Source organism: Mesotoga prima MesG1.Ag.4.2, assembly GCF_000147715.2.
GTDB classification, from domain to species: Bacteria; Thermotogota; Thermotogae; order Petrotogales; family Kosmotogaceae; genus Mesotoga; species Mesotoga prima.
This window is the reverse complement of record NC_017934.1, coordinates 1,554,860-1,575,446: the sequence shown is the minus strand read 5'-3', so window position 1 is coordinate 1,575,446 and position 20,587 is coordinate 1,554,860. Positions and strand designations below refer to the sequence as shown.

At 46.1% G+C, this 20,587-nt stretch carries 15 protein-coding genes and 2 tRNA genes; 6 read left to right on the top strand and 11 right to left on the bottom strand.

Annotated features, from left to right (window positions below; translation table 11 throughout):
* Window position 1 precedes the first annotated feature (1 nt).
* Window positions 2–859: a YitT family protein gene (locus THEBA_RS07490; RefSeq protein WP_006487028.1), complete on the top strand. Its 858-nt coding sequence runs from the start codon at window positions 2–4 to the stop codon at window positions 857–859.
* Between the two features lie 8 nt (window positions 860–867).
* Window positions 868–1,527, top strand: a complete 660-nt coding sequence (tsaB, locus tag THEBA_RS07485) for a tRNA (adenosine(37)-N6)-threonylcarbamoyltransferase complex dimerization subunit type 1 TsaB (RefSeq protein WP_006487026.1) — start codon at window positions 868–870, stop codon at window positions 1,525–1,527.
* Here the strand turns inward: tsaB and THEBA_RS07480 are convergent.
* The 5 genes from THEBA_RS07480 to THEBA_RS07460 form a co-directional block, all read right to left on the bottom strand.
* Window positions 1,524–2,708 (bottom strand): alkaline phosphatase family protein, encoded by a 1,185-nt coding sequence (locus THEBA_RS07480; protein ID WP_014731095.1) that lies wholly within the window; start codon window positions 2,706–2,708, stop codon window positions 1,524–1,526. The two genes, tsaB and THEBA_RS07480, sit on opposite strands and share 4 nt — an antisense overlap.
* Before the next feature lie 280 nt (window positions 2,709–2,988).
* Window positions 2,989–5,760: an ABC transporter permease subunit gene (locus tag THEBA_RS07475; RefSeq protein WP_014731094.1), complete on the bottom strand. Its 2,772-nt coding sequence runs from the start codon at window positions 5,758–5,760 to the stop codon at window positions 2,989–2,991.
* A complete protein-coding gene (locus tag THEBA_RS07470) occupies window positions 5,760–7,502 on the bottom strand; it encodes an ABC transporter permease subunit (protein WP_014731093.1) in 1,743 nt (580 codons plus the stop codon). The genes THEBA_RS07475 and THEBA_RS07470 overlap by 1 nt, the downstream gene beginning before the upstream one ends.
* A gap of 89 nt (window positions 7,503–7,591) precedes the next feature.
* Complete coding sequence (locus tag THEBA_RS07465; protein ID WP_014731092.1) at window positions 7,592–8,782, bottom strand: sugar ABC transporter substrate-binding protein; 1,191 nt, start codon at window positions 8,780–8,782, stop codon at window positions 7,592–7,594.
* 201 nt (window positions 8,783–8,983) lie between these two features.
* Window positions 8,984–10,378, bottom strand: coding sequence for a pyruvate carboxylase subunit B (locus THEBA_RS07460; protein ID WP_014731091.1), 1,395 nt, complete (start codon window positions 10,376–10,378; stop codon window positions 8,984–8,986).
* A gap of 49 nt (window positions 10,379–10,427) precedes the next feature.
* On the opposite strand from THEBA_RS07460, the gene mnmG reads away from it, so the two are divergent.
* Entirely contained in the window at window positions 10,428–12,314 is a 1,887-nt protein-coding gene (gene mnmG, locus THEBA_RS07455) for a tRNA uridine-5-carboxymethylaminomethyl(34) synthesis enzyme MnmG (protein WP_014731090.1), read from the top strand.
* 21 nt (window positions 12,315–12,335) lie between these two features.
* On the opposite strand, the gene THEBA_RS14495 is transcribed toward mnmG, so the two are convergent.
* Entirely contained in the window at window positions 12,336–12,509 is a 174-nt protein-coding gene (locus THEBA_RS14495; protein ID WP_006487012.1) for a hypothetical protein, read from the bottom strand.
* 62 nt (window positions 12,510–12,571) lie between these two features.
* Between THEBA_RS14495 and THEBA_RS07450 the strand changes: the two genes are divergently transcribed.
* Window positions 12,572–12,649, top strand: a tRNA-Ile gene (locus tag THEBA_RS07450).
* 149 nt (window positions 12,650–12,798) lie between these two features.
* On the opposite strand, the gene THEBA_RS07445 is transcribed toward THEBA_RS07450, so the two are convergent.
* Both THEBA_RS07445 and THEBA_RS07440 read right to left on the bottom strand, forming a co-directional pair.
* Window positions 12,799–14,238, bottom strand: coding sequence for an amidohydrolase (locus THEBA_RS07445; protein ID WP_014731089.1), 1,440 nt, complete (start codon window positions 14,236–14,238; stop codon window positions 12,799–12,801).
* Window positions 14,238–15,095, bottom strand: a complete 858-nt coding sequence (locus THEBA_RS07440; RefSeq protein WP_014731088.1) for a pseudouridine-5'-phosphate glycosidase — start codon at window positions 15,093–15,095, stop codon at window positions 14,238–14,240. The genes THEBA_RS07445 and THEBA_RS07440 overlap by 1 nt, the downstream gene beginning before the upstream one ends.
* Before the next feature lie 190 nt (window positions 15,096–15,285).
* Between THEBA_RS07440 and THEBA_RS07435 the strand changes: the two genes are divergently transcribed.
* Together THEBA_RS07435 and THEBA_RS07430 are read left to right on the top strand one after the other, a co-directional pair.
* A tRNA-Arg gene (locus THEBA_RS07435) sits at window positions 15,286–15,360 on the top strand.
* A gap of 182 nt (window positions 15,361–15,542) precedes the next feature.
* Complete coding sequence (locus tag THEBA_RS07430; protein WP_014731087.1) at window positions 15,543–16,796, top strand: Glu/Leu/Phe/Val family dehydrogenase; 1,254 nt, start codon at window positions 15,543–15,545, stop codon at window positions 16,794–16,796.
* Window positions 16,797–16,868: 72 nt separating this feature from the next.
* Here THEBA_RS07430 and THEBA_RS07425 read toward each other — a convergent pair whose 3' ends face one another.
* From THEBA_RS07425 to THEBA_RS07415, 3 genes are read right to left on the bottom strand one after another with little or no spacing between them, the layout of a single operon-like run.
* On the bottom strand, window positions 16,869–17,489 hold the full coding sequence (locus THEBA_RS07425) for a metallophosphoesterase family protein (RefSeq protein WP_014731086.1): 621 nt from the start codon (window positions 17,487–17,489) through the stop codon (window positions 16,869–16,871).
* Window positions 17,486–18,103, bottom strand: a complete 618-nt coding sequence (locus tag THEBA_RS07420) for a hypothetical protein (RefSeq protein ID WP_014731085.1) — start codon at window positions 18,101–18,103, stop codon at window positions 17,486–17,488. The genes THEBA_RS07425 and THEBA_RS07420 overlap by 4 nt, the downstream gene beginning before the upstream one ends.
* A gap of 3 nt (window positions 18,104–18,106) precedes the next feature.
* On the bottom strand, window positions 18,107–20,515 hold the full coding sequence (locus THEBA_RS07415) for an efflux RND transporter permease subunit (protein ID WP_236609114.1): 2,409 nt from the start codon (window positions 20,513–20,515) through the stop codon (window positions 18,107–18,109).
* Between the last annotated feature and the right edge of the window lie 72 nt (window positions 20,516–20,587).

Here is a 20,587-nt window from a genome sequence, read left to right as displayed (position 1 = left end):
AGTGAATAGGAAGACCTTTATAGATTATTTCCTGATAACGGTCGGTTCAATACTGACGGCCATGTCTATAGTTTCCTTTATGGTCCCGAATAACATTATTGCTGGCGGGGTGAGCGGCCTGGCAATAATCGTTTACAGAGTTTTCGGCCTATGGGTGGGAGCCCAGATGTTTGTTTACAACATCGTTCTCTTTCTGCTGGCCTTCGTCACTCTGGGTGTGGGTTTTGGGATGAAGTCGATCTACTCGGCCGTTCTGATGTCATTGAGCGTCGATCTGCTGCAGAAACTGAGTTTTCCCGTGTTTGATGCTTCTTCGACTCAAGATGGATTCCTGCTCGTAGCAATCTACGGCGGGGTAATCGCCGGGGCTGGAATGGGGCTAGTCTTGTGGCGCGGTGCTTCTACAGGTGGTACCGACATTGTTGCAATGATTCTCTCTAAGTACGTGGGGTTCAGCACCGGTACCGGTTTGCTGATAAGCGATTCACTTATCACACTTCTAGCGGTTGTGGTTTTCGGACCGATAGCTGCCATGTACGGGATCATCACCATCTTTACAACCAGTAAGACTATAGACGGGATAATTGAAGGCATTGGAAACACTAGAACGGCATTCGTCATTAGCAAAGAGAGTGAAGCGATTAAAGAGAAAGTGATCAACGAAATGGAACGCGGAACGACAATAATCAAAGCTACAGGAGGTTTCTCCGGAGAGGATAGACCGGTTCTCATGGTTTCGATAAGGCGGAGAGAAATCGGACAGTTGCGGCACATTGTCAAGACTACCGACAGGCGGGCCTTTGTGGTAGTGGTGAATAACTCTGAAGTCTTCGGCGAAGGCTTCAAGGATCTCAGTTGAGGCAAGTTATGAAATACATCTGTTTCGATACATCGTCAAGAACGCTTCTCCTTTCTGCCGTCAGCAACGCGGCAGAGATGGATATCAGATGCCGTGACATTGATAGATACGGTTCTATGCTAGCCGTAATAATGAGACAAGCCATTGAGAATCTCAAGATCGATGTGTCCGAACTGGAATTTGTCGGAGTCGGAATAGGGCCCGGTTCTCTCACAGGTTTGAGGGTGGGAATCTCGACGGCAAAGGGTCTCGCATTTCCTCACGGTATTCCAGCCGTACCATTCAATTCCTTGGATGTGCTAGCCAAAACAGTTGATAGTGACAGATATCTGATTTTGAGAAAAGCAAGGGAAGACCATTACTACTGGAGGGAGTACAAAGGGGGATTGCCTGTTGGTAACACTGGTTTCAGCAATACAGGCATGATCAAATCGAAAATCGAGCTGTCGACTATGGAGCTTTTCTTCGACGGCGAGATCGATCCGGAATTTGAAGACTTCAGATGTAGCCTGGTGAAGAATTACGATCCCTCTTCAATGAGGGAGATAGTTCTGGACACGTATGCTTCGGGTAATCAAGTTAGCTGTTCGGATCTTGCGCCGATATATCTGCAGAAATCAATAGCCGAAATCAACTGGGAGAAGCGAAGTAACGAGAAAGAGTCTTAGGGTTTTCTCAGGAGGATCAGCGGGACGTACATCTCCTCCTTTGTTAATCCCCCATGTCTTCCCTTGAGAGAGTGTTCCTGCCCAGTATATTTGAAGCATAGAGAAGAGTTCCCCTTGGAAACCGTTATCAATTCACCCCTCCTCTTTCTGAAGACACTGTTGAGAGGTTTTCCAAAGAGCTTTATCTCATCCAGTCCCGACGGTTCAATAATCTCAAGTGCATCACCAAACTGTCTCTCCATTTTCCTTTTCGTTTTCTCGCCGTCATATGAGTAGATATATGACATCCTTTGCTCACCACCGGGCATTGAGTACATCTCTTCGAAGAGATCATCGAATTTCGACCACCATATTTCTTGTTCCCAGGGAGTCTCTATTTGGCCGTGATCAGCGGTAATGAAGAAAGCCGTATTGCGTTCGGCTATATCTTCGAAAAACTCTTCAATTGCTGAAATAACCGTTGCAGTTTCAGATGTGTAAGATAGGGAGTTCGGTCCGTACCTGTGGCCGTAAGTATCTATTAATCCCCAGTAAACCAGCGTGACACTGGCAGCCTCTTCCGAGAAAAGGGCCGTTCTCAGCTCCTCAAACATATCGCCGAGGCCGTGAACACCCCGGGCTATGCCGCCCCGCGAATGCATCCTCGTGAGACCTGTGTTGACAAAGCTTTTCGAAGTGAGATGGTAACCTCTTACTCCGACTTCTTTGAGCAATTCGAAGATCGTGGGGTTGGGATTGTACTTTAGGGGATCGAATCCAAGTCTGGTCAGGTTATCTCGGTCTTGGGTGTACGGGGCTAGCTCAATCATGTTGACCAGTCCACCGTATTCCGGGACATTCAGAAGATAGCCCAGTACTCCGTGTTCTCCGGGTGGTGTTGCAGTGAATATCGATGTAAGTGCTGTGGCAGTTGTGGAAGGAAAGACGGAGGTTAAAATTCGTATATCTTTCTGGTCGAAATATTTGAAGCTTTTCTTCTCCAGTACCTTAATTAGATTGTAGTATCCCACCGCGTCAATAATAAAGACTACTACTTTGTCTATTCCCTCAAGGCTGAGCCCATTATCCTTCAAAGAGTATGCTTTGACGCCCTGAGGAATGTCGGCGTCAAAATGTTCCAGAATTGCGGCTGAGAAATTGACTATCGAACTCCCGTCGTATCGAGGAAAGTTCAGCTCCATTGAAACTCCTTTCTATCGAGGGTAGACAACTCCGGTACGGAACGATCTACACTCCCCACTCCTTACCAACCATCACAATTTGTCAATGCTGTTCATCAATGTCGGCTCAATGAAATTATATACGACCACTTGTTCTACGAACAAAAAAAGAAAACCTCTCTGAACAAACTTTCGAAAAAACTGATTCTCAAAAGAGCCCGCCCCGCTCGATATAGCGGGTGGGCTCCGAAAGAGCGATAACCTTGAGAAATCTATGAAATAACAATCGAAAAAGCAGTTTTTACTCCTTAACTCCGCCCTGAGTAAGACCACCTACGATGTAATCCTGAAGAACGAGGAAGAAAATTACCATGGGAACCGCGCCAATCAGTGCAGCAGCCGTAAATGGACCCCAGCTTGTTTCGAATCTTCCAGAAAACTGCCAGAGACCAACTGCGTATGTCCACTTGTTCATATCCTGCAGCAGTATTCTGGCGATCAGGTACTCGTTGAAGATACTCATGAATGTAAGTATTGCAACTACAGCAAGAATTGGTCTTGCAAGGGGCAGGATCACCTTTGTGAAGGCCTGGAACTTCGTTGCTCCATCTATCATGGCAGCCTCTTCCAGAGAATTCGAGATGGTATCGTAGTAACCTTTGATGAGCCAGATATTGAAAGCTATCCCACCGGAATACGCGAAGATCAGGCCGCCAAGCGTGTTGAGCCCCAGAAATGGAATCAAGCCCCCAATGAACTGAAGAAGAGCGTACAATGCGACCATGAACATTATCGTCGGGAACATCTGAATTAAGAGCAACCCTAGAAGGCCCTGTTTCCTCCCACGGAACCTCATCCTGCTGAAAGGATAGGCCGCAAGAGCGGCGACGGCGACACTTATCAAAGAAACGGAAAGGGCAACAATCACCGAATTCAGAAGCCACCTCACGAAATAGAAGTAGGTGCTCTCCTTCTGTACCCATATCTGATTAGCCCTGAAAAGCGCTTTGTCGATCTCCCTCAATTCTCCATCGTAAGATGCCGAGTAAGAGGCTGGTTTCTCTATCAAGTCTGATATTAGCCTGGAAGCACGTTGGTACCTCGCATTGACCTGCTGAAAGAGCGAATTATAGGTCTCCTGCATCGTTCCGAAGTCGTCTAACGTCACAGTCGTACCTAAAAATCTAAGGTCGATATAATGGTTCACCTTTGAACTCAGTTCTTCTTTCATATCTCTCATGGTTGAAATTAACTGGTTCAACAAAGCCGTTCCATCCCGCGCTTCTCTGTTCGCTCTGTCGAAGTCATCGTACCAACCAAGTGTTCTATAACGATTCGAAGCCCTTATCCCAAAGTACGTATCGAGAATATCCGTCGTCTTTGAGACATAAGCCCTTCCATCTTCAAGAGAGGCAATTTCCTCTTCAACCAGAGCCAGGGTAGATTTTATTCTTATGGATTCAAGCGCCATCAAGTATTCAGCCTCTGCTCTATCGGCCTCTTCTTTGAGCTCAGCAATTCTGCTGCCGAGTATTTCACTCCTCTCCTCAAGAGATTTCAGTTCTTTCCTCAAAGAGGTCGTGTTTTCCGAAACTTCGACGTACTCAGAAATGCTTGTCTCGAGAACGGGAAGAATCCTGGAAAGATTTGAAATAGCGATGTTTATTACATCAATCCCCTTTGACACCTCAGAGTTTCCCGAGGCATTGGCAAGGGCCTCTTTGTTATCGGAAAACCAGGCCATTTCTCCCAAAAGCTCTGAAAGACTAGAAGACAGCTCCTGAACATTCTGCATCTCCGCGAGCTGCTGTTGGAGAAGACCGATGGTCTTTCTTGCTGAGTCGACCTCATCGAGTGAACTCTTAAGCCTGGCTTCTGAAACAGCCGTGTACTCTTCGACTCCTTTTGAAATCACAATCTGCAAAGGGGGAATCAAGGCCGAAAGCTTGCTCTTTTCGGAAAGTATTGTGGGAAGCGCGACCTCAAACGAATCTTCCAGCTCCGCCAATGCAGATTCAGAAGTCGCCAGTGCCTTTTCTACCGCCTCTTTATCTGCTTCTACAACGCCAAGTTCCTCGATCGCGGAGACATACTCATAATACTCTGGACCAAAAGCCTCTTCAGCAAGTAAAGACAGGTCTTGGGAGACTTTTTCGGCTGCAGCTTCGACTTCTTCCCAGGCATCTCCTGCCGCCCTAAAGGAGTCGTAGAGCTTCGTTCTTACTGAGTTCAGCGCATCCTGTTCTGCCTGGGGCATCGTCGATTCCACATCTCGCAAATATCTGTTAATTACCCTGAGCCACTCTACTCTTCGCCATTCCGAGTAATCGATTGAAGAGAGTGATATGTAATTCTCTATCGACTCAAGAGATCTGACAACTTCGTCTTTGTTCTCGAACTCCAGTTCTTTTATTGCGCCGAGCGTCTCGTCCCTATAGAGAAAGACATCTTCGTATAGCTTCCTGTACGTCTCCAAAGATATCACTATGGGATCCGCTCTTTCACCTAACAAATCGATGTAGAAGGGATAGACTCCTTCGAGCGAAGGGGCAGTTGTCTCAAGGAGTTCGCCGACGGCGTAGGCCATCTTCACTTCGCTTAGTTCACCTATCTCCTGCAATCTCTCTTCAAACAGTGCTTTATCGCGCAGTCTCACCTCGTTCATCTCACGAATGATCAAACTCTCTTTTTCTTTCAGCTCTTTTTCTATGGCTGAGGTTCCGTTCTCGATGGAAGCGACCATCTCTTCGCTTTCATCCATGAGATCCTCAAACTTAACAAGATATCTCTCTACAGTCTTCTTGAGGTCCTCCTGACTTCTTCCTCTGTATTCACCAGTGGCATATGTGGCGCTTTGCAGATCAAGAATCAGTCTTCCCACACTCCTCTCTGGAAAAAGAAGATTTCTGTAGTGCTGAAAGGTAATCCTGCTTGAAAAAAGATTAGATGAAAAGGCTGCCTGATCTCTCCTAACAGAAGTGCTCACAAGCCAGACCATCGGGAAAAGAACTACAACAACAACGACAATAAGAATTAAATGTCTGATCCAGTATTTTCTTCTCTCAACGGCCATTATCTACTCACCTCTTCAAAGGAGCCGGAAAGTTTGAAGTTTATCCAGCTGAAACCTGCGACGATGATGAATATTAGTATCGATATGGCGCTCGCGAAACCAAAGTCTTGGCCTCTCCCCTCAAACGCGAGTTTGAACGTATACGAAATCAGAATATCCGTAGCCCCCGCCGGCGTTGAAGCTCCCACGATTGCAGGCCCACCCTGGGTTACTAGATAGATGCCGGTGAAGTTGTTGAAGTTGAAGGCGAAGCTTCCGACGAGTAAAGGAGCAACGGTAACCATCAGAAGGGGAAAAGTGATCTTTCTGAATCTCTGAAATTTCGTGGCTCCATCTATTGAAGAGGCCTCATAGAACTCTTCCGGTATGCTTTGAAGAGCCCCCAGACTGACGGTCATCATGTAAGGAAATCCAAGCCATGTATTGACAAGCAAGACCGAAACCTTTGCCCAGAAGGCATCATTCAACCACTTTATTGGTTCAAGGCCGAAGAGTCCCTGGATAATGAATCGGTTCAATACACCATAGGTCTCGTTGAAGAAACCATTTCGCCAGACTAGAGCAGATATGAATGCGGGAACCGCCCATGGAATAATGAGCAGAGTTCGATATATCTTCTTTCCCTTAAGTCTCTTGTCATTGAGCGTGATGGCAAGAGCCAATCCAATAGTGAAGGAAAAAAGAACGCTAAGACCAGCCCAGGCAAATGTCCAGCCGAATACCTGGAAGAAAGGTCCGCTGATCTTTGGATCCCTGAACATTCTCACGAAATTCCAGAAACCCACATCCGATATGTAACCCTCTACGGCGAACTCATTTCCGTTCTCGTCGATATCGTAGAAGAAGCCGCCCTCTTCAACGAGAGTCCTGTTTGTCTGACGGTTGTAAACTACCGTCTCCTGTACGGCCCTTCCCGCATCGAAGGTAGTTTCCGTTCTCAACGCATACTTCCTCTCAGTTGTGGCAAAGGTTGTGTAAAGTGAGTTAGGGAACAGCCTCACTTGATTTCCTTCGCTGTCAGTAAACTCGGCGTTCCGAAGCCAAATGCCTCTTATCTCACTGAAATAGAAGGGTGCATTCGGCCTCGTCGAGTCATCCTGAGGAGAGTAAAAATAGATGAAACGTTCACCGGAGGTTGCCCTGATTGCAAGAATCTTATCGTCTGGTGATATAGAGAGTGTGTAGCTGACTCCGCCCGTGGAAAAACTGTCGCCCGATACCTGAACCATCTTGGCAGTTGCAAGAGTGATATTTCCTTCGGCATCTTTCGTTACTGGCTGAGGACGGGGCGCTGCAAATAGAGCACCGGTTTCTTTGGACTTCAGAAGAGTTATGAACCTATCAGTCGGCTTGTAGTCATCAAGCTCAATGAAGATTGAAAACTCGAACTCCTCGGGGCTTTCAGGAATGTAGAAGTAGTCACTGAGAAGCTTCTGTATAGATTGCTGCCTAGTGAATAAATGGCCGGTACCGTAGTTTGTGAAGGCAGTTCTGAACGTGTAATACATTGGGTAAAGCGTAAGAATGAACAGCAGGATCATCGCGGGAATCATGTACCTGTAAGGATACCCCTTTGGATTCAGTGCAATAATATCGATCAACAAGGTTAGCACAATCATCGTAACCATAAGGCCAAAATTCCCGTCTGCAAAAAGCAGATACACGCTCCATAAGGAAAAGGCGTTGAATATTGCAAGAATGGCTAAAGAAAAGAGAAAGATTACAAATCGTTTTCTACTCAAGGTAATCCCTCCGGGCAATTAGAACTAGAGCGCGGGAAGTACCCGCGCTCAGCCTAACTAAGTTTAGAGATGTGAATAAAATATGGCAACTAATTTCCGATGCTGGTCTTTATCTTTTCAACCGCCGAATTGAAAGCGTTTTCAACGGTGTCTTGACCGTTAATGATTAAACCAAGTGCATCGGCCATCGCTCCCCAAACGCTCGCCATTTCGGGAACATTAGGCATTGGGGTACCAACGGAAGCACTCTTCGAAAACTGGAGAACATCATAGAGCTCTGGCCCAGCATTTGCTTCAATGAAGGAAAAGACGTCCGCTCTAGCCGTTCCTCTTCTCTCTCCCAAGAACATACCATACTGGCCTTCGAAGCTACCTATGTAGTTTACCACAAACTCGGTCGCTTCAAGCTTGTTCTTGGACTTGGCGTTAATCATGAATCCCTGAACTCCAACGAACGGCCTCGGAGTGGTTCCATCGTCAAATGTGATTTCGCTAAACGGAAGAATCGCGTAATCAATTCCTGCGTCACGGTAGCCTGGAGTGGCCCAAATACCGTTCACTATAAAAGCGGCGAGCCCATCTTTGAAAAGCGAGTCCATCAGATTGTAGTTCGGTCCTGCGGGAATGAGACCCTTGTCAAACCATGATTTTATCAACTTTCCACCGGCAATTGCGCCTTCGTTATTCAGTCCTATATCGGTTACGTCGAGGCCATCTGCCGTTTCCTTGAAAATGTAGCCTCCTCTGCCCAGTATGAAAGGAGCAGAGTGATAGAAGTCGCCAGCGGTATAAATCAGACCTACGACTTCATCGTCTGATGCCTCGAGCGCCAACTCCTCTAGCTCAGATATTGTCTTCGGTTCTTCAAATACCAGGTCCTTGTTGTAAATTATCGCGATCGCTTCAATGGTGTAGGGAACACCGTATAGCTTACCCCCGTAGCTGAAGGCATCGAGAGCAACTTCGTAATATTGATCCGAGTCAGGAAGGAATGGGATCGGTTCAATAAGGCCGTTGAGAGCGAGCTCTCCAACCCAGTCGTGGGCTCCAACGATTATGTCTGGTCCCTCGCCTGCGGGAGCAGCGGTTAGGAACTTAGGCTTTATATCCCCGAAGTTCACTTGTTGAATTTCCACCTGAATACCGTAGTCGCTTTCGAAATCAGCCGCCAGTTTCTCAAGTGCCGGGATCTGGTTTTCTGAGGACCAAATAACAAGCTGTGCCCCTGCAAAAGACAAGAGCACGAATAGCATAAGAAGAACAGCTGCAAGTTTTTTCATCTTCAAAACCCTCCTTTGATAGAATGGTGTACTGCCTGAATAAATTGTATCAGAAAGTTCCGTTTATTTTAAGATGTGTTACTGTGTCTACTACAGATAGAAGACGCCTTCATTCTCCGTGAAGGCGTCCATTCGTTCCTGGTCTTCCCTAATCGATGATGATGATGCTTCTTTCCAGGTAAAAATTGTTAATACTACGAATTAAACTGGATATACTGTTATTCCCTCTTTGAAATTCTTAGCGACATCGAAATCGACTCTCAAAGAGTCATTGTATCTTTGAGTCAAAAACCTCTTCCCGACTTCCCCAAGCAGCAAATAGATAAGCAGATCTTCATCGCTATTGGCCAAGAGACCCAGTTCATTCCTGCCCTTCTCGACTTCCGGCTCTAGAGTGTCGCCCGGTCTATGCGAAATCGATTTCTCGTCACCCATCACCCGAGTCTTCAACGTGCTTTCGATCTCCGCGGGCGGCGAACCGTAGAAGCCTTTGATGTAACTTTCAACTTCCTTTGTTATAGTCTTGTATCTTTCATTGTTCATGACATTAAGAACGGCCTGAACACCTACTATTTGAGAGGTTGGTGTAACCAGGGGCGGATAACCCAAATCGGCGCGCACTCTGGGCACTTCTTCGAGTACCTCCTCGAATCTGTCACTCATATTTTGTGCCTTAAGCTGGTTGATCAGATTGGAGTACATGCCCCCAGGTATTTGATTTTCAAGAACCGATGTGTTTATAGTGAAACCGGCATCGGTTTCACTATGGTTCTTACGAACGCGAACAAAATAATCGTTTATCTCTTTTAGCAGTACGTAATCCGGCTTATCTGCAAGTCCCAAGTCGTGCAACGCCGTCCAGACACTTTCCACCCCGGGCTGTGAAGTTCCAAAGCCCATTGAAGAGGTTGCCGTATCGAGAATGTCTGCGCCGGCTTCGGCGCTCTTCAAATAGGTCATACCGGCAATGCCAGTAGTGAAGTGAGAATGAACTTCCAGCGGAATGGAGTGCCTTTTCTTGATCTCGCTTACAAGAGTCCATGCGGTTCCGGGTTTCAAGAGGCCAGCCATGTCTTTTATACAGAGGGAGTCTGCGCCAAGTTCTACCGCTTTGTCGGAAATCTCTACGAAGTATTCGACGTTATGAACTGGGCTTGTTGTATAAGACATGGCTATCTGAAGGTGCATCCCGCTTTCCTTGACGGCCTTTGCCGACTTCTCCAGGTTTCGGAAGTCATTAAGGGCATCGAAGATTCTCACTATATCGATTCCGTGTTTTGCCATAGTTCTCACAAACAATTCCACAACATCATCGGCATAGTTTCTGTAACCCAGGAGGTTTTGGCCCCTCAATAGCATCTGGAGCTTCGTTTCCTTGAAACTTTCCTTCAATATATCAAGTCTTTCCCATGGATCCTCGTTTAAGTATCGGACACATGAGTCGAAGGTAGCCCCGCCCCACACCTCAACTGCGTGGTAGCCAACCCGATCAACAAGAGGAGCTATCTCCGCCAATTCGCCGGTAGTAACCCTCGTAGCAAGAAGTGACTGGTGTGCGTCTCTCATCGTAGTATCAACGAAACAGACTTTTCGCAATTTCATGCCTCCTCTCTGTGTACTATACTTATGATAGAGGAGTGATGTTATGCGATCAAATAAAAGAGATTACGAATTCGACATAATTGTTATAGGCGCCGGCCATGCAGGTATTGAAGCGGCTATTGCCGGAGCCAGAATGGGCATGAAAACTCTTATTCTAAATATCAACCTTGATACGGTTGGATGGACGCCCTGCAATCCCGCAATGGGTGGTCCTGCAAAGGGGATAGTTGTAAGAGAGATAGATGTTCTGGGAGGCGAGATAGCAAAGTCAACCGATCAGGCATCACTCAATATAAGAATTCTGAACACCAGTAAAGGTGCAGCGGTTAGGGCGTTGAGAGCTCAGGTTGACAAGATTAGGTACAGCCAGACAATGAAGAGAAGCATGGAAATGCAGGAGAATCTCTTCATACAGAGCGGAATAGTAAAGGCTATAGAAACTGAAAAAGGAAGCGTAAAGGGTGTCATCACCAATTTTGGCCTCAGATACTCGGCTCGCTCAGTAATTGTGGCTTCCGGCACTTTTCTTGGTGGAAAGATATTTATCGGACCTCATGAATTTCCAGCCGGCAGACTTGGAGAGTTTCCGTCTACAGAGTTGACCGGTTCACTGCGGTCGATCGGTTTTGAAGTAAGGCGTTTCAAAACCGGCACACCGGCAAGAATTGCCGGAAGGTCCATCGACTTTGCCGAGATGGAGCGTCAGGGAACCTCCGAAACTCCGCTTTGTTTCTCACATTTCTCCGAACCTTACGTGCTGGAAGACGATCACCCTTGCTGGCTTACGAGAACGAACAAAGAGACCCATGACATTATAAAGAGAGATCTGCATTTTTCTCCGTTGTATGGAGACTTAAAACTCATCGATTCGAGAGGTCCACGTTACTGTCCATCAATCGAGGACAAGGTAATCAAGTTTTCCTCCAAAGACAGCCATCAACTTTTCGTCGAACCGGAGAGCGCTTACAGCAACGAGTACTATTTGAATGGTCTTTCAACTAGCTTACCTTACGAGACCCAGCTCGAAATGATAAGAACAATTCCAGGACTAGGCAGAGCAGAAATAGTACGACCGGCTTATGCAATTGAATACGACTACATTAACCCCACTCAACTTTACTCAACCCTGGAGAGCAAAGTAGTCGAGAATCTTTACTTTGCCGGCCAGGTTAACGGAACGAGTGGTTACGAAGAGGCGGCCGGTCAGGGACTCATCGCTGGAATAAATGCCTCGGCGAAACTGTTGGGAGAAAAGCAGCTAGTGCTCAGCCGATCCGAGGCCTATATTGGAGTGATGATTGATGACCTTGTGACAAAAGGTGTCGATGAACCTTATAGATTGCTGACTTCTAGGGCAGAGTATAGATTACTTCTCAGGCACGATAACGCTCATATTAGGCTTACCGAGTACGGTTATAGATATGGGCTGGTGCCTGCCTGGTTTAAGGAAAGAGTAGACAGTCTGACCAGAGAAATAAAGACTCAGTTGATAAGGCTCCAGAAGATCAATGTCAGACCTTCGGAGGGCTTGAACGAGCTGCTCATCAGTAAGGGCAGTTCAAAAATCGATTTGCCCGTGAAGTTTTCTTCGCTGTTGAAGAGGGCCGGCGTTGGTTACAGGGATATCTCCATGTTTGATCCAGAACCGATATTGGATGACGATGTTATCGGACAAGTTGAAATAGAAGTCAAGTACAGCGGCTACATCGACCGACTTAAGGCAGAAGTTAAGCGTCTCGAAGAGATCGAGGAGGATTTAATTCCCTCGACTATGGACTATGATGCCGTATCAAATTTGTCAACGGAAGCAAAAGAAAAACTGAAGAAGACCAAACCTGCATCTGTTGGCCAAGCTATGAGAATACCCGGCCTCACACCTTCCGACATAATGAATCTTTCATTTCATCTCAAACATGAGGGGGAAAAATGAGCACCGAGCGATCGCCGGTGCTTATCCCGATAGCAAGGTCTGTAACGTTTTTTCCAGATCTCTATGTTCAATAGACTTTCCGTCTTTCAGAAGGCAAAATGCGGCCTTTATTACAAGGACTCGGGGATACTTCACAGTCATTTCCTGAACCGGATCTGTAGATATCCGAAGACCCACAGAACTGCTGTTTAGCATTAAACCATCTCCTGTACCTCTTGACACAAGCCATGAGGAATATTATAATCAAATCTGTGTCTGGGCTCGTAGCTCAGTTTGGTTAGAGCTTCCGGCTCATAACCGGGCGGTCGGTGGTTCGACTCCACCCGAGCCCACCAGATATGGCGGCTTTACGCCGCCTCTTTCTTTATTAATTCTAGCAGTTTTGCTGGTATTCTTCAAGAGAGTTTGCCTATGTTTAACATTTAGGACATGAAACGTAAAGAAAGTTTAGTCAGCATTTATGTAAAATATAGGTTTTTGATTGTCAGCCGATTTCACTCAGTGAAAAGACCAATCTTCCTCCTACGAATGTCATATCCGAAAACCTGTCTTCATTGGTCTTCAATAAGTCAGCATCGATAACAAAGAGATCTGCCGGGTAACCCGGTTCAAGTGAGCAGCCTCTGCAACTATTGGCCAGAAGATGCCCGTTCGAAGTGTACATTTCTATGCTTTCCCTTCTCGAAAAGTATCTGTCTGCAGAGTTCAGATTTCTAATCACTGACGTACTCTCCACGGGAGAATCCGTTGACAATGCAAGAAGGACACCCATATCTCTCATCTTTCCAAATGGATATGCGTTCTCCAAGCGAGAAGGGCCGAATCTTTCCGGAGCTATCAATTTGTCGGAATCAACGAAGACTGGCTGAATAGATGCAGTGAGCTTCTCTTCTACCATCCTTCGGATTTGCTCTTCAGAGGCGATCTGAACGTGAATCAATCTGTGCCTAAGCGTTTCACTCTTCGATCCTTCGAAGGCCTTCAGTGCTTCTTCGAGGGCACGATCGCCGATTACGTGAACGCAAACCTGAATCCCTTCCCCATCCGCCCTTTTCACAATCGGTCTAATCTCTTTCGCGCTCTTATAGAGCACGCCTCTTTCCCCGGGAGAATCATAGTACGGTTCAATCATAGCCGCCGTTCTCGCTCCAAGCGAACCGTCGAGATAGAGTTTTGCCGCATTTAACTGAAAGAATTCGTTTTCGAACTGTCGGCCGAGTAGTATCATTTCGATGTCTTCTTCTCGCGATACACAAAATTTCTCGTAAACTCTTAGATCGACAATGCCTGCGAGTCTTTGCATCAGGAGTTCGTATTCTATCCCGTGGTAGTCATCGCTGTGCACTGAGGTCACGCCGTATTTCAAGAAGGCCTTTGTTCCTGCTTCGATTGCAGCCTCTACTTCTCCAGAAGTTAGCAATACGTTTCTTTCGACTTCATCAAGTGCCCTCTCTTTAAGGATCCCGAGATCAATGTCCGTTCCGTCCAGTCCATGAAGTCGTTCGAGACTAAAGAGCTTTATGAAAGCCGAATTAGCAGAGGCGATATGACCGCACCTTCTTGTAATTATTACTGGTCTAGATATGATTGAATCAAGTATCTTTCTTACTGGCATGAAGCCAAGAACCTCCTGATCCCAACCCCGGGCTCGAACGATATCGCGTTCAACATTCAGAGCCGTTTCAAGCTTTTCTACCGAGTCACAGTTTTCGAGATCGACTTCAAGCTCCTTTCTTCCAGTTCCGATTAGATGAGCGTGAGAGTCCACAAAACCAGGGTAGACGAATTTACCGCTTACATCTATTTCTATCGCATCTTTTGCCGGTACTTCAGAAATTATGCCTTCGCTAATGTAGAGATCTCGGGTGACATATCTTCCGTCGGGTACCGAGTAGACTCTGCCTCCCTTAAGTGAATATGCCATTATAGTTCGGCTCCCAAGCTCCCCGCTATTTGTCCAGCAAGGGCCGCATTGTTTATCAAAAGAGAGATGTTCGCGTCGAGAGTCTTGCCGTTTGATAACTCAGCGATAGTGCTTAGGAGAAACGGTGTCAGAGCCTTACCGGATACCCCCCTAGCTTCGGCAGTTGACAGAGCAGTCTCTATTAACCTGGAAAGGTCGTCGTAATCCATCGAATCGGTTTCTGGGATAGGGTTCGCTACAAGCACCGCACCATCGATCCCCAGTCTCTCTTTCTCTTTTAGAATCAGCAGAGCCTCTTCCGGTGAATTTATCGTGAGGTTGACTCTATAGGGACTTCTGGAGCAATGGAATAGTGGGAATGAGTCCGTTTTGTAACCGACCAGAGTGACACCAAAAGTCTCGAGAAACTCAAGAGTCTTAGGGACATCGAGGATGCTCTTTACACCAGCCGATACAACGATCATACTGGTTCGGGAAAGCTCGATAATGTCTTGAGAGACATCCCAGTCTTTACCACGATGAACTCCACCAATGCCTCCAGTAGCGAAGACCGAAATACCATCTCTCTTTGCGATTGCCATCGTGGCACTTACCGTGGTCGCTGCATCTCTCTTCATCGCTGTGGCGTAGGGAATTTCAGCCGTTCCGACCTTCAAAACATTGGGAGCCGTTCCCAGCCTCATTATCTGCTCTTCCCGAAGACCAACGATTATTTCTCCGTTGAGAATTCCAATAGTCTTCGGTTCACCGCCATTTTTTCTGACTGCCCTCTCCATGTTTAGAGCAGTCTCGAAATTGACACCCCTTGGAAGACCGTGGGCTATCACGGTTGATTCGAGAGCAACAACGTTGTTCAACTTCATTCACCTCTCAGACATTTAGGCATCGGAAGGCCCTTTGTTTTCAATCTCATTACTTCAAGATCCCTGGACTGGGCTTGTCAATTGAAGCTGACTTCCAAAAAAGCTTTCACGCGCCCCGTTTGAATCAATTTTATCAGAACGCGATTGAAAAGGATGGAGCGTAATGCTATAATTCTGACGTTGTGCCCCTATAGTTCAACGGATAGAACGGTGGATTCCTAATCCGCAGATGAAGGTTCGATTCCTTCTGGGGGTACCAGAAGCGAGGATATCCTCGCCTTTTTTATTGGCGATTAGCATACAGGAAAGTGGCACCGAAAAGGTTACCTAGGGTACGTTAATTAGTCGTAGATGCTGTCTTTTGCCGATATTTAGGTTTGAGAAGAATTCGAGATGGTCATAGAATTCATTTGAGGATCATTAAATTGAGGAGGTATTCTTGTGGCCGAAACTAGTTTGTTTCAAAATGCGTTAAAGCAATTCAATAAGGCAGCCGATGTGATGGATCTTAGCCAAAGTATGAGGCAGGTCCTGTCCTTTCCGAAGAGAGAGCTTACGGTAAACTTTCCTGTCAGAATGGATAACGGTGAAATCAGGGTTTTCACAGGGCATAGAGTTCAGCATAACGTCGCCCGGGGTCCGGCAAAGGGAGGAATCAGGTATCATCAGAACGTTACCCTTGATGAAGTTAAGGCTCTTGCTTTTTGGATGACATGGAAGTGCGCGGTTGTAGGCATTCCTTATGGGGGAGGAAAGGGTGGGGTCTGTGTAAACCCACAGGAACTTTCTATAAACGAGATTGAGAGACTCTCCAGGAGATACTTCTCAGAGATTCAGATAATCATCGGTGAAGGAGAAGACATCCCAGCACCCGATGTAAATACAAATGCGCAGATAATGGCATGGTACATGGATACGTACTCCATGAACATCGGCCACTCCGTACTGGGAATCGTTACGGGAAAACCACTGGAAATCGGAGGGTCAAAGGGAAGAACAGAGGCCACAGGCCGCGGAGTAAGGGTTGTTGCTGAAGAGGCGCTTAGATACAAAGACATGGATCCAAAGAAGGCAAAAGTGGCCGTTCAGGGCTTCGGGAACGTCGGTTCCTACGCGGCAAAACTGATTGCTGAAGAGATGGGTTCTAGAGTGGTTGGCTTGAGCGACGTTTCAGGCGGCCTATACAATCCCGACGGATTCGACATCGATGATCTGATGGCCTACAGAGATCAGAACAACGGAGTAATCGAAGGTTATCCCAAGGGGCAGAAGATCAGCAATGAAGATCTTCTCAGTCTCGACGTGGATATCCTTGTCCCTGCTGCTCTCGAGAACGCGATTACTGAAAAAAACGCGAGGAACGTCAGGGCGAAGATAGTTGTTGAGGGTGCAAATGGTCCTATGACCCCTGAAGCCGAAGATATGATTCTTGCAAACAACATCTTTGTTGTTCCGGACTTCCTTGCAAACGCAGGTGGAGTAACGGTATCATACTTCGAATGGGTACAGGGACTTCAGCATTACTTCTGGGATGTAGAAGATGTTAGGAGAGCGTTGCATAAGATAATGAAAGAGGCTTTTGGCTCTGTAATATCGACAATGAACAAATACAGTATCGATATGAGAACTGCCGCATACGTTGATGCAATAGAGAAAGTCGCTCTTGCGACGAAGCTTAGAGGTATCTATCCCTGATAGTCTGAACGGAGAGCAAATTAATTAGTCGAGCGGAAGAACTTTCTTCCGCTCTTTTGTTGTGACGGACATTCATAGCCTTTCGGAAAGATAGAAATTGTCATCAACTCTGTAAGCCGTTAAGAAGCCACCGTAAACACAACCTGTGTCGATACCGATCTTGCCCTCTTGAATGAGTGGACCACTTATTAATGGCGTGTGGCCATAGACAACCGTTCGACCCTTAATCGGGTAGCTGCTCTCTAGAAAGGGTTCTCTAATCCAAAGGAGATCTTTTGGATCTTGCTTCTTCAGAGGAATTCCCGGTCTGACTCCTGCATGAACAAAGATGAAGCTTTTCTCTTCATAGTACAGAACTGTGTTGTTGAGAAACTCGATGTGATATTCGGGAATGGATCTTATGGTTCCGTAACTTCTTATCGTTGTCTCCATTCCGTTATATGCCCATATTGTGGAACCCTGAACGCCATTCAAGTAATCTAGGAACATCTGCTCGTGGTTGCCGCGAATGAAGTGGCACTCGTAATTCGCTGAAAGCGCAATGAGAAAGTCGATAACTCCTCTGGGATTAGGACCGCGGTCCACATAATCTCCTATGAAAACAAGCGAGTCGTCATCCTTGAGATCAAGGGCACTAATGAGTCTTTTCAAAGGCGAAAGGCAACCATGAATATCCCCTATTGCATAGGTCAACCCAGAATGCCCCTCATCAGCAACTGCCACAAGTATGATATAAGCACTCCCGCAACGGGACTGATAATCCATTCAGTCTTCTTTTCTTTCGAAAACACAGCCCGGAAAGCAAGCCCCGCGGCTACGGATATTATCACCCAGGTCCATTGATTTGCGAGAATAAAGATGAATATAGACATTCTCTCGGCAATTCCAATTGAATCAGTCGCTTCTTCCTTTATAATCCTTCCCCGAAGAAAATAGGTTACTCCTACCGTTGTCAGAAGCATTCCCATCAGATACCAGGAAAACTCCACGGTAACGAAGGATTCAATCAAAAAACTTCTTCCAAGCAATGTCAAGAAAAGCAAAAGGAAGAATGCAATTATCTCTATCAGTTCGTTGGAAAGTCTCTTTCGTCCCATATCAAGAGTGACCGTCAAACCTATGGACAGTATTAGAATAAGAATTCCAAGCGGATTCGATAAAAAGACATCGAAAGTGAAAGCAAGAAAGACAAGAACAACCCATACAAAATGCATCCAGAACTTCTTGTCATCCATTTTTGCCAGTTTCTTGTTATTCACAAAAGCATGATCAACTACATAATAGGCCACTAAAAGATGTAATGGCATGTCTCAACCTCCGATCTTCTCTCTGCTGTTCCATGGTAGCACGGGAACAAGAAAAGTTGCAACAATCAGTGCGGCCAAAACACCAACCCCGAGACTGATACCGAACGCGCTCAAAAGCTTCCCCTTTGCAAAAACAAATGAAAAGAAGGTGAGCATCGTTGTGGCCGAAGACATGGTTACCGATTTAATGGTTTTTGATAGCTCGGAATTTCCTTTCCTCTTAGAACTATGCATAACGTACACAAGACCGTCGACCCCAATACCTATTATCAAAGGAGCGGAAATTACCGTGACAAAGGTTGTGTCAACGCCCAGCAGTTCCATCAAACCAAACATGGACATCAAAATACCTATCATAAGAAGGAGTACTTTGAACCCGTCGATTAAGGACTTTCTCTCCGCCGCCACAACTACAAAGATCGCTAGAAAAGCGACAAGACATATTGAAAGTGAAACTCGCCTTACAAGATCCATCAGATAATAGAAGACCTTTGGATATCCCCCAAAGGTCTCCTTAAGTTCCGGACTTAGACTGTCGTATATTATTTTTATAACATTGTTCCTATATATATACGATGACGGCTCGGAGTTCAACAGAAAGTAAGTCTTTTCATCGCCACCTAAGTAAAGCAACTGATCTCTTAGACTCTCCGGGATTACTTCAGTAACAAGACTTATTAGATCATCGGAGCTCTCCACAGTCCCAGCCCTATCGAGCAACTCGACGATAAAGTCATAGTAGTTTGCTTTCTTGAATACCGCTTCAACAAGCGGTGAGTCTCGCAGTGCGTCGATCTCTCTCACTACCTGCTCCATCTGACTCATGTAATCTCCCTTTCCTCCTTCAACAATTGAAAGAATGGAGAATGAGCTTTTGAAGTTAGGATTCTGATCGATCTCCTCGTGCGCCTTTCTCAACGAATCAAGATCGGGAAGTATGAAAGGAACCGTGTTTATTATGCTGCCGCCGAATGTCCTTTCGATGAGGTTCGGAATCGCCACTTGCTCAGAGTCGGGTGACATCAAACCAGGAGGCGTGTAGGAAAAGCTCCTGATGTTATTCAGTCCCAGATAACTCAGTATGAGGATCAACGCAAAAACAACTCCTCCCGAGATGACTCCGAACCTTATGATTACTCTGGAAATCTTCTGAAAGAATCGATCAAGGAGATGTATGTTTGCAACCTTTGTTGAATTAATGAGGGTCTTGATTGATAAGGCAGGAAGAAAGACAATCATCACAACAAAGAAGACTACGATCCCAATCGATGAAAGAATCCCGAGTTCTCTTATGGCGGGCGAGTCGATTGCGGCAAGAATTATGAATACCAGCGCAGTCGTTATCATGCTCGCCAGAAGCGGTCTGGTAAGTGCACCATATGCATCTCTCAGCAGAGCGACCGCGTTCTTCTGCTTTGACGCTCCATCGGAAAGCCTTGTGATCATATGAATTCCGTAGTCTATTCCCAGGCCAAGGGTAATCGCAGTGACAAAAGTAGTTATTATGTTGAGGGATCCGAAAACAACATAGGAAATCCCTAGAGTGATAAACATGGAAATTGCCAGAGAAAAGAAGACATAGAGAGTAATCTTGAGACTTGAGTAGGCAAAAAAGAAGAGAAGAGATATTCCCACAAGAGAGATAATCGTGGTGAGCATGAAGTCATCGTTAACTTGCTTGTTTGAATCGTACGTCCCGAAGTGATCGCCTGCCATGCCAAAAGACAAACCATATGAACTGCATATCTCTCCTACCCACCGTCTCAGAAGGGGTATGACTCTGTTTACATAAGACACGTCCGAAGAAGGACCATCAAGTCTTATACCCATTACCAGGACCATTGGATCGTTCGTTGGGATCGTTTCCGGCAACCTTACAAAATTCCAGAATTCGTCGGATTGCGGGGAATTCCCCAGGAGCCCTCTGAGCTCCTCAAATTCAACAAGCATCTGACCTATACTGCGGACAGCTGAAAAATCGTAATTGACTAGGCTTTGAACCGTTCTAGAGAGGTCCTGGTCTCGGCTTCTCATTGAAGAGAGTTCAGCGGGATCTACCATAAGAAGCCCGAGTGGCCCCAAATCTGACATAACATCGAATCTCACGAAAGATTCGATATTCTTCATTTCATTGGCTGTTTCATAAATCTGCCTGCCTGCAGAAATCAGATTCTCTATGCCCTTTTCAGTTTTATCGTCAGTTTGGAGTACGATATATGTAACGTCTCCAGAAGTATCCCCGCTAATGAAACGATTGTATTGTTTCACAACAGGATTGTCTTTGGGTAGTATCTTGAGTAGATCTGAATCGATATTCAGCTTCGTGGAAAGATATGCACCGAAGGCGCCAAGTATAACAAAAAAAACTATGACGGCAACACGGTGTCTAATGACAAATTCACTCAATCTCAACAACTAACCATCACTCACCATCGAATATTCTTGTCCTTAGAAAAGCATCTCAAGTATACCAACTTTGAAATG